The 13,330-nt window shown below is 45.2% G+C and carries 13 protein-coding genes; 8 read left to right on the forward strand and 5 right to left on the reverse strand.

Annotated features, from left to right (window positions below):
• Entirely contained in the window at positions 1 to 222 is a 222-nt protein-coding gene (locus L4D05_RS15325; RefSeq protein WP_428794536.1) for a sulfurtransferase TusA family protein, read from the reverse strand.
• 307 nt (positions 223 to 529) lie between these two features.
• Here L4D05_RS15325 and bepA point away from each other — a divergent pair, with 307 nt between their 5' ends.
• The 4 genes from bepA to L4D05_RS15345 are packed head-to-tail and all read left to right on the forward strand — an operon-like array spanning position 530 to position 3,350.
• Complete coding sequence (bepA, locus tag L4D05_RS15330) at positions 530 to 1,981, forward strand: beta-barrel assembly-enhancing protease (protein ID WP_428752621.1); 1,452 nt, start codon at positions 530 to 532, stop codon at positions 1,979 to 1,981.
• 12 nt (positions 1,982 to 1,993) lie between these two features.
• Positions 1,994 to 2,344, forward strand: a complete 351-nt coding sequence (gene arsC, locus L4D05_RS15335; protein ID WP_428794537.1) for an arsenate reductase (glutaredoxin) — start codon at positions 1,994 to 1,996, stop codon at positions 2,342 to 2,344.
• Entirely contained in the window at positions 2,344 to 2,916 is a 573-nt protein-coding gene (gene wrbA / locus L4D05_RS15340) for an NAD(P)H:quinone oxidoreductase (protein WP_265674547.1), read from the forward strand. Before arsC ends, wrbA begins: the two co-directional genes overlap by 1 nt.
• Before the next feature lie 5 nt (positions 2,917 to 2,921).
• A complete protein-coding gene (locus tag L4D05_RS15345) occupies positions 2,922 to 3,350 on the forward strand; it encodes a DUF2069 domain-containing protein (protein WP_428794597.1) in 429 nt (142 codons plus the stop codon).
• Positions 3,351 to 3,420: 70 nt separating this feature from the next.
• Here the strand turns inward: L4D05_RS15345 and L4D05_RS15350 are convergent, their stop codons facing one another.
• On the reverse strand, positions 3,421 to 4,656 hold the full coding sequence (locus L4D05_RS15350) for a DUF8605 domain-containing protein (protein WP_428794538.1): 1,236 nt from the start codon (positions 4,654 to 4,656) through the stop codon (positions 3,421 to 3,423).
• Positions 4,657 to 4,929: 273 nt separating this feature from the next.
• Between L4D05_RS15350 and L4D05_RS15355 the strand changes: the two genes are divergently transcribed.
• Complete coding sequence (locus L4D05_RS15355; RefSeq protein WP_428752624.1) at positions 4,930 to 6,171, forward strand: uracil-xanthine permease family protein; 1,242 nt, start codon at positions 4,930 to 4,932, stop codon at positions 6,169 to 6,171.
• A 101-nt stretch (positions 6,172 to 6,272) separates the two neighbouring features.
• Here L4D05_RS15355 and upp read toward each other — a convergent pair whose 3' ends face one another.
• Positions 6,273 to 6,899 (reverse strand): uracil phosphoribosyltransferase, encoded by a 627-nt coding sequence (upp, locus tag L4D05_RS15360; protein WP_265674544.1) that lies wholly within the window; start codon positions 6,897 to 6,899, stop codon positions 6,273 to 6,275.
• A 243-nt stretch (positions 6,900 to 7,142) separates the two neighbouring features.
• Here upp and purM point away from each other — a divergent pair, with 243 nt between their 5' ends.
• Both purM and purN read left to right on the forward strand, forming a co-directional pair.
• Positions 7,143 to 8,183, forward strand: coding sequence for a phosphoribosylformylglycinamidine cyclo-ligase (gene purM / locus L4D05_RS15365; protein ID WP_265674543.1), 1,041 nt, complete (start codon positions 7,143 to 7,145; stop codon positions 8,181 to 8,183).
• Positions 8,184 to 8,186: 3 nt separating this feature from the next.
• Positions 8,187 to 8,825: a phosphoribosylglycinamide formyltransferase gene (purN, locus tag L4D05_RS15370; protein WP_428752626.1), complete on the forward strand. Its 639-nt coding sequence runs from the start codon at positions 8,187 to 8,189 to the stop codon at positions 8,823 to 8,825.
• 135 nt (positions 8,826 to 8,960) lie between these two features.
• Here the strand turns inward: purN and L4D05_RS15375 are convergent, their stop codons facing one another.
• Positions 8,961 to 9,803, reverse strand: a complete 843-nt coding sequence (locus L4D05_RS15375; RefSeq protein WP_428794539.1) for a class II glutamine amidotransferase — start codon at positions 9,801 to 9,803, stop codon at positions 8,961 to 8,963.
• 64 nt (positions 9,804 to 9,867) lie between these two features.
• Entirely contained in the window at positions 9,868 to 10,443 is a 576-nt protein-coding gene (gene lpcA, locus L4D05_RS15380; RefSeq protein ID WP_265674540.1) for a D-sedoheptulose 7-phosphate isomerase, read from the reverse strand.
• 330 nt (positions 10,444 to 10,773) lie between these two features.
• On the opposite strand from lpcA, the gene fadE reads away from it, so the two are divergent.
• Complete coding sequence (gene fadE / locus L4D05_RS15385; RefSeq protein ID WP_428794540.1) at positions 10,774 to 13,218, forward strand: acyl-CoA dehydrogenase FadE; 2,445 nt, start codon at positions 10,774 to 10,776, stop codon at positions 13,216 to 13,218.
• Positions 13,219 to 13,330: the final 112 nt, after the last annotated feature.

A 13,330-nucleotide genomic window follows, 5' to 3' on the forward strand; every position in this document is an offset into this window, starting at 1 on the left:
CTAATCTTCCTGTTTACTGACCGTAAGTGTAGTGACGTTCCCTGCTCTAAGGCAATGTACGTCGGCATTTTGGACTTTAAGATAGTTGAGTATATCTTTTATCGAGCTCTCATCGGTTAATTGAACCTGTAAATACTCCCCACACCCTAAAGGTTTATAGCAACGCTTCACTCGTAAAAGTGACATCGGGCAGCGCTCTTGCGTAAGATCTAGGGTTTGCATCGACAGTGATTTCTTAATAATTTGAGCTAGGTCTCTCTATAGTAACATCTTAAACATTCGGCGCTATTGTACATTGCTTTTCATTTCTGTCTCAAAGTGCATATGTTACAAGCCATAGATTTTAATAATGGTCATTTATCTTCTTTAACAGTGTACCTAATACGCCATGGCTGGCAGGCTTTCGGCGTTAAGTGCTTCCTTATCCGTAAGCCATATGCAAAAATGTCTGCGATATGGAGAAAGGTAGGAAACCAAGCTCAACATTAATGGTCAAAACTACCAAATCACAGGAGTTACTTGAATCAGTATGTTAAAACGCGCTCGTTCTTTAGTTTGCCTATGTGTAGCGACAGCTCTAGGTGTGCCGCAAGTCACGTATGCAGAGGCGGATCTGCCTGAAATTGGTACGGCTGCAGGCGCCACATTAACCATAGATCAAGAAATCATCTATGGTGACGCCTATATGCGAATGCTGAGAGCAAGCTCGCCAATCGTCAACGATCCCGTTATGAATGAGTATGTTGACTCTATTGGTCATCGGTTGGTATCCAGTGCCAATGATGTGAAAACACCGTTCACCTTTTTTATGATTCGTGACCGCAACATTAACGCCTTCGCCTTTTTTGGTGGTCATGTCGCCTTGCATACTGGCTTATTTCTTCACGCTCACACGGAAAGCGAACTTGCCTCTGTTATGGCGCACGAAATTGCCCACGTCACTCAACGCCACCTCGCGCGTAGAATGGAAGACGAGGCACGACGCTCACCGGCTACGGTCGCAGCGCTCGTAGGGTCATTACTACTGGCGATTGCCTCTCCTCAAGCTGGTATGGCGGCGCTAACAGCAACGACCGCAGGGTCAATGCAAGCGTCCATTAACTACACGCGAAGTAATGAAAAAGAAGCAGACCGTTTTGGCATCGCGACGTTGGCTCGGGCTAAATTTGATGTGAATGACATGCCTCGTTTCTTTGGCCGACTTGCTGATGACTATCGCTATGCCAGCAAACCGCCACCCATGCTACTGACTCACCCATTACCCGAAGATCGTATTACCGATACGCGAGCACGTGCACAAAACTACCCACCATTGCGCGTATTGCCTTCTATTGATTATCACCTAGCAAGAGCAAGGGTTGTTGCCCGCTACGCCAACATAAAACAAAGTGCTGCGTTAGATTGGTTCGAGCGCACAGCAAAGAAAGCTGACCCTGCCATTAAAGACTCTTTTGAGTACGGTAAAGCACTCGTTTATTTAGATAATAATCAGCTCGATAAATCCGAAGCGATTTTAACCAAACTGCTTAAATCAAGACCAAACGATAACTTCTATCTTGATGCCGCTTCCGATCTTTATATTGCACAAGGTAAGCCTGAGAAGTCGGTGCAGCTGATGCAAAAAGCCTTAAAGACCAAACCCAATAATCCGGTTATTACTCTCAACTATGCCAATGCATTACTAGAAAGTGACCAATTAGACCAAACCGTTCAAGTATTACAGCGCTATACCCATGATCACCCCGATGATACCAATGGTTGGCACTTACTCTCTGAAGCTCATATTAAATTGAGTAATAGTGATGGTGATTTGGCGGCGCGTGGCGAAATTATGGCACTCAATGCGCAATGGGATAAGGCGATACAGCTCTACTCACAAGCTAGCCAAATTGCCGAATTAGGAAGTTTAAAACAAGCCCGCTATGACGCTCGAATAGACCAGTTACTGGTTCAACGAGACCGTTTTATGGCACTACAATAAAAAGGAATCTACATGTCAGTCACTATTTTTCACAACCCTCGCTGTTCTAAAAGCCGCCAAACGTTAGCGCTACTGGAAGAGAAAGGCATTCAAGCCGATGTCGTGAAATACCTCGATACGCCACCTAATGTCAGCGAGCTAAAGACACTGTTTAAGCAGCTTGAGCTAGACAGTGTTCGTGCCATGATGAGAACCAAAGAAGATCTTTATAAATCACTCAATCTAGCCGATACAACACTCACTGATGAGCAATTATTTCAAGCGATGTTTGAAAACCCAAAACTTATTGAACGTCCAATTGTCGTGAGCAATGGCAAAGCCAAACACGGACGTCCACCAGAGCAAGTGCTTGAGATTATATAGTGCCTTGCCGTATTTTAGTGCTGTACTACAGCCGACACGGTAGCACTCGCCACTTAGCCCGCGCGATCGCGAGAGGAGTGGAGAGTGTCGCTGGCTGTGAGGCGATATTAAGAACGGTTGAAGAACTCAACACCACCCAAAGTGAAGCTAGTGACGCCTTCGCAACACTCAATGACTTGAAGCAATGCGACGGTCTGGCGATGGGAAGTCCAGTCTGGTTTGGTAACATGGCAGCACCATTGAAACACTTTTGGGATCAAACCTCGAGCTTGTGGATCAGTGGTTCACTTATTGATAAACCTGCCTGTGTATTTACTTCCTCATCCAGCTTACACGGCGGGCAAGAAACCGTGCAGCAGTCAATGCTACTGCCATTGTTGCACCATGGAATGCTCGTCATGGGGATCCCCTACAGCGAGCCTTTACTCCACACCACTACCTCTGGTGGCACCCCATACGGCGCCTCTCATGTTGCCAATGACAGTAACCAATTGACAGCAGAAGAAGCCACGCTATCGCTCGCACTCGGCAAGCGTTTGGCGACCATGGCACAACAACTAAAACAATCATAATGGACATGACACGATTGCAACCAAAAGTTCACTACGTTCGCTACTTTGCTCTGTTTAGCAACTTAGCGTTACTCACATGGGTCGTTTTATGGCACAGCACCCTTTCGCCTCACCCGCACGTTAATGCGCTTACCATTACCGTCGCATGGGCGATTCCACTACTGCTGCCTTTACCCGGTATCATTGCTGGTAAACCTTATACGCATGCATGGGCTAACTTCATGCTCATGCTCTATTTCTTACACGCCTTTACTTTGTTGTACACCGATGAAGGTGAACGTTGGTTAGCGGCGATAGAGTTGCTGCTCACAACATTGACCTTCATTGGCAACACACTTTATGCAAGAGTCAAAGGGAAAGAGATGGGACTCAAACTACCGCGCTTATCCAGTGTTGAGAAAAAAGAAAAAGAAACCTTTGAAAATAAAAAATAAACAATAAAAAAGGAGGCTGAGCCTCCTTTTTTATTATTTGCTGTCTGTCATTGATGTAACTAACACGACGTTAGTACAACCACTCAAATACAAGCTTAGGTTTTGAGATTAGCCCCGACGCTGTTTTATCATCGCTAGCGGTCTCTGTCGAAGAGTCGGTTGCAGACGACTCTAAGCCATCAGATACAGTAACATCAGAAACATTTGCACCCGCTTCATTAGGGGTTTGCTGCGTCTCTTCCGCTGATACCAATGCTGAAGTCTCTGGCAGTTGCTTCGGTTCAACGGCTTCAGGTACCTCTTCAGCCACCTCTTCAACTACTTCAACCTTGTTAACTAAACCAAGCTTAAGCACTTCTTGCTCAAAAGAGTCGATAGAACCTAATAACGCCACACGGACGATAACATTATTGCCACGAATTTCTGCCACATCGACACGAGCCGTAGAGGCAAGTCGGCCTAACGCGCGCTCTAAAGTAAAGAAAGCATCGGCATTCACTAGACCATTAAAGGCGACGGTAATAGTACCCGCACTATCACCACTGACTACTGAGGTATTTTTCGATGCATAGTAATCACTCACTTGAGCAATTAAGCTTTGAGCCGCTTGCTCTCCAGATGCGCCACCAGTAATAGGAGCAATCTGAGTTTTACCCATACTAGCAGGAGATTGATCATATAAAGACCAACGTAGCTGGCGACCATCCGCTTTGATCACCATCACGGCATCAACAGGGTAACGCATCGTCGCCTGCCCTATTGTTCCAACAAAGCCGCCCCATAAGTCAGTCGACTGGATACCGGTCATATCATCAAAGTCCCCGACAGGAAACGTTAATGGTAAACCGCGCTTTTTTGCCTCTATACGTAGCTGAGTCGCCATCGCAGAGTTGCTATGCTCCCACGTGATGTTACGATCGTATCCACTGTCTTCAACTAGCCACACCATAATGTTACTGCGCTCTGCTGGCCAAGATGCCAATTCAGCTTGTTGCAATAACACATCAATTTGATTGCTATTAAACTTCATGTTTAACGCTTGCTGACCATCCACTTGGGTATAGCCCAACTGAGAAATATAGCGCGAGCTCTGGCCCAGTGCTTTTTTAACGACACTGTTTGAGGCGACACTCGCGTCACCACTAGCACGCACGAGCACCTCTAGCATTCCCTGCTGACGTGCAATTTCATCGGCGTTTGGCTCTTCCGTATTCACCGCAATTTGAGTTGAGTAAATATCAACTTTAGTCAACGCATACGCTGGTAACGAACATAGTCCAACCAACAGCCAAGCAAAATAACGCATAGGAATCCTAAATAACAAAGATATAAGTCGGAATAATAAGCAAACATGAGGACAGGAGCAAGCAGACTGCTTCAAGGTTTGGTTAAATTATCCAAGCATAAGGCGATCTGAGTACTCACAAATAGAATAGCGAAGCAAGTATTGCGATATTTGTAACAATAAAACGGATTTATTTACCAAGATCATTAAGTAATCGATTACAAAGTGATACTATCGCGCGAATTTGCCTGACAACGGTTGGGTGTGCCTATGACTTGCTTGGAATATTAAATAATGAAAACGATTCTTCAGGGTTCGCAAATGCTGTTCGTCGCATTTGGTTCCTTAGTTCTGGTCCCGTTGCTGACAGGACTTGACCCTAACGTTGCGCTATTTGGCGCCGGTGTTGGTACTCTCCTTTTCCAACTGATAACTAGACGCAGCGTACCCATTTTCCTAGCTTCTTCTTTTGCGTTCATTGCTCCAATCATGTTTGGTATTCAGACGTGGGGCGTTGGGGCGACCATGGGTGGCCTAATGGCAGCCGGCGTTGTTTACGTGTTAATGGGCGTACTCATCAAAGTGCGCGGCGTCGCGATCATTCATAAACTACTGCCTCCAGTGGTCGTTGGTCCCGTCATTATGGTGATCGGCCTTGGCCTTGCACCTGTTGCTGTTAATATGGCGCTGGGTAAAACCAGTGATGGTAGCGTTCAGCTTATCGCAGCTGATGCATCGCTGTGGATCTCTGCAGTTTCACTGCTAGTAACCGTGGGCGTGAGCGTTTTTTCTAAAGGCTTCCTTAAATTACTTCCTATCGTGAGCGGTATCCTAGCGGGTTACATCACCAGCCTTATTTTTGGCGTGGTTGATTTTAGCCCTGTCGTTCAAGCAGCGTGGTTATCCCTTCCTAACTTTACCGCGCCTGAATTCAACATCAATGCCATCCTGTTTATGCTGCCAGTAGCTATTGCTCCTGCAGTAGAGCACGTCGGTGATATGCTGGCTATTTCCAATGTAACTGGAAAAGATTACCTTAAAAAACCAGGGTTACACCGCACTATTGCCGGTGACGGGGTAGCAACAATCGCAGCATCAATGATGGGCGCGCCGCCTAACACTACCTATAGCGAAGTGACTGGTGCAGTAATGCTCACTAAAGCATTCAACCCTGTCATTATGACGTGGGCTGCGGTAACGGCAATTGTACTTGCGCTGGTTGGAAAACTCGGCGCAGTGCTACAAACAATCCCTGTCCCAGTTATGGGCGGCATAATGATCTTGCTGTTTGGGTCAATCGCAACGGTTGGTCTCAATACACTGATTAAGAATAATGTTGATCTTCATAAGTCTCGCAACCTTGTGATTGTCGCAATAACTTTAGTATTCGGTATTGGTGGTATGGCTTTCGGTATTGGCGATTTCAGCCTTCAAGGCGTGAGCTTATGCGGTATCGTCGCGATTATCTTGAATCTTGTTCTCCCTCATGACCTAGGTGAAAACAAAGTTGTTGATAACGCACAAATGGAAGACTAAAACGCTATCGACAAAAAAAGGCTGACATTATGTCAGCCTTTTTAATCACCAATTCAATCGTAATCTAAGCAAAGAATGACTTAAATTATCGCCGACCGGAATTACAGTGTACCGAAGATTTTATCACCCGCGTCACCAAGACCCGGAACAATGTAACCTTTGTCGTTCAAGCATTCATCGATAGCAGCAGTGTAAAGCTCCACCTCAGGGTGCGCTTTCTCCAGCGCTTCAATACCTTCCGGCGCTGCAACGAGTACAAGTACTTTAATCGACTTACAACCTTTCTCTTTAAGAAGGTCGATAGTGGCGATCATTGAACCGCCCGTTGCTAGCATTGGGTCAACAACTAGTGCAATACGCTCGTCCATGTTTGATGCTAGTTTGTTAAAGTAAGGCACTGGCTCAAGTGTTTCTTCATCACGGTAAACACCAACAACACTAATACGTGCACTTGGCATATGCTCAAGAACGCCATCCATCATGCCTAGACCAGCACGAAGAATTGGAACAACCGTAACTTTTTTACCCTTAATCTGATCCACTTCAACTGGACCATTCCAACCTTCAATTGTGACTTTTTCAGTCTCAAAATCTGCAGTTGCTTCATAAGTCAGCAAGCTACCAACTTCAGTCGCAAGCTCACGAAAACGCTTTGTGCTGATGTCCCCTTCGCGCATCAAACCAAGTTTGTGCTTAACAAGTGGGTGTTTAACTTCAACAACTTTCATGTCCAACTCCGGCAATTTTTACAAAACGCCAAAATTATACATGCTTTATTGGCTTATTTCAGGTGAGTTTCATCATTAACGGTAACTTTCCACGGAAAACTTTGATCTAATCCTGCTTATTCTGGTTAAACCATGCCTTAAAAAATAGTTTAAATTTTCTTACGCAAACGTTTTCCTTTTTGCGCAAAGCCCTGTTAGAATAGCGCCGCTTTTCACTTCCAATTATTTATCGAGGACTGTCCCGTGAGCGGAAACAACACTTCCCTAAGCTATAAAGACGCTGGTGTAGACATTGATGCAGGTAACGCGTTAGTTGACCGTATTAAAGGCGCAGTTAAGCGCACTCGTCGCCCTGAAGTAATGGGAGGCATCGGTGGATTTGGTGCTTTATGTGAGCTGCCAACTAAATACAAAGAGCCTGTATTGGTTTCCGGCACTGATGGTGTAGGTACCAAACTTCGCCTAGCACTAGACCTGAAAAAACACGACACCATTGGTATCGACTTAGTCGCAATGTGCGTGAACGATCTTATCGTTCAAGGTGGTGAGCCACTATTTTTCTTAGATTACTACGCGACAGGCAAACTGGACGTTGATACTGCAGCAGACGTTGTTTCTGGTATTGCTGAAGGCTGTGTTCAAGCAGGTTGTGCACTGATTGGTGGTGAAACTGCTGAAATGCCTGGCATGTATGAAGGTGATGACTACGATGTTGCTGGCTTCTGTGTTGGTGTCGTTGAAAAAGCAGACATCATCGACGGTACAAAAGTAGCGGCAGGTGATGCACTCATTGCTGTAGGTTCAAGTGGCCCGCATTCAAATGGCTACTCTTTGATCCGCAAAGTGCTTGAAGTATCTGGCGCAGACAAAAACGAAATTCTAGGTGAGCGCACCATTGGCGAGCACCTACTAGAACCAACAAAAATCTATATCAAATCGGCATTGAAAATGATCGCAGAGCATGACATTCATGCTATTTCTCACATCACTGGCGGCGGCTTCTGGGAAAACATCCCTCGCGTACTTCCTGAAGGGACTAAAGCGGTTATCGACGGTAAGAGCTGGGAATGGCCTGCCATCTTCAACTGGCTACAAGAGAAAGGCAATGTCGAAACATTTGAAATGTACCGTACATTTAACTGTGGCGTAGGTCTTGTTGTCGCTCTTCCAAAAGAACAAGCTGACGCTGCAGTAGCTTTGCTACAAGCTGAAGGTGAAAACGCTTGGGTTATTGGTGAGATCGCAACTGCCGAAGCTGGTGAAGAGCAAGTAGAGATCAAGTAATTCATGAAGAATATCGTTGTTTTAGTTTCAGGGAATGGCACGAATTTACAAGCGATTATTGATGCTTGTGAAACGTCGATCACCAACGCAAAAGTGCGCGCTGTATTCTCGAATAAAGAATCCGCCTTCGCTTTAGAGCGGGCAAGAAAAGCCGGTGCCGAAGCAGAATTCCTTGATCCAAAAGCCAGTGAATCACGAGAAGCCTTCGATGCCGAGCTTATGCGACGCATTGACGTGCATAATCCTGATTTATTGGTACTCGCTGGTTACATGCGTATTTTGAGTGGTGAATTTGTTCGCCACTATATGGGGAGAATGATCAATATTCATCCTTCACTATTACCAAAATATCCAGGTCTCAATACGCATCAACGCGCCATTGATAACTGCGATGAGCATCATGGTACTAGCATCCACTTTGTCACCGAGAAACTTGATGGCGGCCCAATCATTTTGCAGGCTAAAGTTCCAGTATTTGATAACGACACAGTGGAAATTTTAGAACAACGAATTCAAACCCAAGAACACCAAATCTACCCATTGGTGGTGAAATGGTTCGTTGAGGATCGCCTGTCTATGGATGGCAGTAAAGCGATACTTGATGGCAAAGAGCTTGGTGTTCAAGGTTACGCTGATCAATAACAAAGCACGGCTTTAACTAGCAAGATGCAGATACAAAAAAGCGAGTGTTTTTAACACTCGCTTTTTTAATGCTTCCGCTGTTTCAATGAACTCAATTAAGAAAACAATCAAAATTGGCATTCAATATAACTTGCGCTATAGCGGCTCCGTCGGAGCCTGACTCGCGGGTTTTGCTGCCGCGTACGGAATATCCTTCAATTGCTCAGAATTGCTCAATACCAACTCACCAAAATGAAACAAATTAAACTCACCAGGCTTCATTCTATGCCAAGTTTCATTACCGGTTAATGGCTGAGTTGCGATCACCGAGACCACATCATTCGGTGTGGTTTCCACCTGAAAGTTTATCGTGACATCTTCATCCAATAACGTCGCTTTTCCAAATGGCGCTTTACGGGTGATCCAATACAAATGGTTGGTACAAAATGTCATAACGAACTCACCATCACTCAGCATCATGTTATAGACACCAAACTGGCGCAGTTCATCGCAACATTCTGCCACATAAGCGAACATGGCCATCATGTCTTGCGGAGGCTCAGGAAATCGACCTTCCAATTTACTGAGCAACCAGCAAAACGACAGTTCACTGTCCGTTTCACCGACAGGTCGATGACGCCCTGTTCTCAAACTTTGGTAATCACTCAATTGACCATTGTGCGCAAATGTCCAATAGCGTCCCCACAACTCTCGCGTAAAAGGGTGAGTATTCTCTAGGTTCACCTGACCACGGTTGGCTTGACGAATATGGCTCACCACCGCTCGGCTTTTTATTGGATAACTTTGCACTAACTCCGCTATCTGCGAATCACAACTCTGGTTTGGGTCTTTAAACGTTCTAAAGCCCTTCCCTTCATAGAAAGTAATTCCCCATCCATCCTTATGAGGACCTGTATTCCCACCTCGCTGAATCAAACCAGTAAAGCTAAAACAGATGTCCGTTGGCACATTGGCGCTCATGCCAAGCAATTCACACATTACGTTCCTTATTCTCCATAACCTATTGTTCTACAGCTCGCAGCTCTAAAATACGACGCAACGACTATTCCATTTCCTTTTCAATCAACTGAATGATGATATGAATAATCTTAATGTGAATCTCTTGAATACGATCGGCATAACCAAAATGTGGTACTCGGATTTCAATATCAGCGAGTCCAGCCATTTTGCCACCATCTTTACCGGTTAAGGCAATGGTTGTCATGCCTTTCTCTTTTGCCGCTTCAATCGCTTTAAGAATATTACCAGAATTACCGGATGTAGACAGACCAAACAGGACATCACCTTTGCGGCCTACCGCTTCAACATAACGCGAAAAGACATACTCATACCCAAAATCGTTACTTACGCAAGAAAGGTGACTTACGTCTGAAATAGCAATACCAGCATAACCTGGACGATTTTCACGATAGCGTCCTGTCAGTTCTTCCGCAAAATGCATAGCATCACAATGAGAACCGCCATTACCGCAAGATAAAACTTTACCGTCTTGCTTAAATGATGCCGCTATCATTTTTGCTGCGGCTTCAATTTTTGCGATGTTATCGTCATCACTTAAAAACGCGTTCAAGACATCTGCAGCTTCGCTTAATTCACTTTTAATCAGATCTTGGTACATAGGGTTCTTCTCTTTGTTTCACCGATATGTTCGGTTGTTATCGATTAACTTGAGTGTACCTATAAATCAGAGAGACTGTCGATAGTCATCACAGTTCAATCGGCTCCACATCATCAATTTTTTCTCTGAATTCAGTCAAAGGTTCCCAAAGCCACACTCACCATCTCTTTATTCTGTGATAGCAAACACCTTCAAGTTTTACATTTTTGCAATAATTAGTTTACAATAACAACTGGTACGACCTCCTACCTTTGCTATTTTTGCTCATGAAGAGGCGTTATAGACCCAATAACAAAAACCCAATAACAATACCCAGATAAAGGAACCATCATGGACATCTTGCTCTCTACTGTCATATTGCTCGGAGCGGTTGGCGTTAGCTTTTATCAACGTGCATCGTTAGCAAAATCTCTTTTACTTGTTTCTGCAGCTTTGGCAATAGGAACACTACTTGGCACTTTTGGCTTTATTGCTTGGAGTGTCTATGTGCTACTCATCGCGGTGACTTGTGTTCCTGCTATACGTCAAACACTGGTATCAGAAAAAGCACTCGCACTTTTTAAGAAAGTGCTGCCAGCGATGTCTCAAACAGAAAAAGAAGCACTCGATGCCGGTACGGTATGGTGGGAAGCCGAGTTGTTCAAAGGCAAACCAAATTGGCAAACGCTGCAACACATCAGCGCCCCTAAACTTAGCCAAGAAGAGCAAGATTTTTTAGATGGGCCAGTCAACGAAGTCTGTGCGATGGTCAACGATTATCAAGTCACTCACGAACTTGCCGATCTTCCTGCTGAAGTTTGGCAATACCTAAAAGATCATAAATTTTTCGCCATGATCATTAAGAAACAATACGGTGGGTTAGAGTTTTCCGCTTACGCTCAATCACTGGTACTACAAAAACTAACCGGTGTATCTAGCGTCCTATCCTCTACCGTTGGTGTCCCAAATTCACTGGGTCCAGGTGAGTTATTACAGCATTATGGTACCGAAGAGCAAAAAGATTATTACTTACCTCGCTTAGCGGTGGGTAAAGAAATTCCATGCTTTGCATTAACCAGTCCAGAGGCTGGCTCTGATGCGGGATCCATCCCTGACTTTGGCGTAGTCTGTAAAGGAAAATGGGAAGGCAAAGAAGTATTAGGGATGAACCTCACCTGGAATAAGCGATATATCACGTTAGCACCAGTCGCAACGGTTCTGGGACTAGCTTTTAAACTTCAAGATCCCGATGGTCTACTTGGAGACAAAACCGACCTCGGTATTACTTGTGCGCTGATCCCCACTGACCTTAAAGGTGTGGAAATCGGTAATCGTCATTTCCCATTAAACTTGCCGTTCCAAAATGGCCCGACTAAAGCGCAGTCTCTTTTCGTTCCTCTCGATCTCATCATTGGTGGACCTAAAATGGCCGGTCAAGGCTGGCGCATGTTAGTTGAGTGTCTGTCAGTAGGACGGGGGATTACCCTGCCTTCAAACTCCACAGGTGGCATAAAAACAGCAGCATTAGCGACAGGGGCCTACGCACGCATCCGTCGTCAATTTAAACAGCCTATCGGCTATATGGAAGGGATTGAAGAGCCGTTGGCACGTATTGCTGGTAATGCTTACGTGATGGACGCGGCAAGCAGCCTAACGGTCACAGGTATCGATTTGGGAGAGAAGCCTTCGGTGATTTCTGCCATTGTTAAGTATCACTGTACGCACAGAGGTCAGCGCGCCATTATCGATGCAATGGACATTGTTGGCGGTAAAGGCGTCTGTCTTGGTCCATCAAACTTCCTTGCACGAGGCTACCAAGGTGCACCTATTGCGATTACCGTTGAAGGCGCGAATATCCTGACACGTTCAATGATCATTTACGGGCAAGGTGCGATTCGTTGTCACCCTTACGTCCTAAAAGAAATGGAAGCCGCTTACTCAACACAGGGCAGCGCCGTCTCAGACTTTGATAAGGCGCTAGCAGGTCACGTGTCATTTGCCATTAGTAACTTCATCCGCAGCTTGTGGTTAGGTATTACCGATGGTCGCGGCTCAGATGCTCCTCATAAAGATGCGACAAAGCGATACTATCAACAGCTTAATCGTTATAGTGCTAACCTAGCCTTATTGTCAGACGTCTCGATGGCAGTGCTAGGTGGTTCACTAAAACGTAAAGAACGTCTCTCTGCTCGTCTTGGTGATATTTTAAGCCAATTGTATTTGAGTACTGCAGCACTTAAACGCTTTGATAACGAAGGTCGTCAAAGTGAAGATCTGCCGCTGATGCACTGGGGCCTGCAAGATAGTTTGAAACAAACCGAACAAGCTTTGGATGACTTTTTAACCAACTTCCCTAATAAGACCATTGGTCGACTGTTACGCGTTGTTGTTTTACCGTTTGGCACTGTGAGAGTCGCACCATCGGATAAACTCGATAGCCAAGTGGCGCGAATCCTTCAAACGCCTTGTGGTGCACGTAGCCGCCTTGGCCGCGGTCAATACTTAGAGCCGACGGAGTTTAACCCTGCTGGCCGTATTGAGCGTGCTTTAGAAGTGGTATTAAAAGCAGAACCTATTTTCAATAAAATCTGTAAAGAATTAGGTCAACGCCGTCCATTCACGAACCTCGATAGCGTCGCTGAAATCGGTTTAGAAAAAGGCATTATTGGTCAAGACGAAGCGATGGTATTAAAAACGGCGGAAGCCCATCGTCTCTATACCATTAATGTCGATGACTTCTCATCAGAGGAACTCGCAGCAAAGCCTGTCTATCCAGCCATGGAGGAAGTGGCATAAACAGCGATAGAGAGGAAGTTGAAGATAGAGATTTAGTTGAAGATAGGGGTTTAGTTGAAGATAGAGATTAGCCTATTTTTATTCTCCTAATAAAATGCCAACCATACGGTTG

Origin of the sequence: Vibrio nomapromontoriensis, from assembly GCF_050337205.1 — a bacterium.
Classification (GTDB): Bacteria; Pseudomonadota; Gammaproteobacteria; order Enterobacterales; family Vibrionaceae; genus Vibrio; species Vibrio nomapromontoriensis.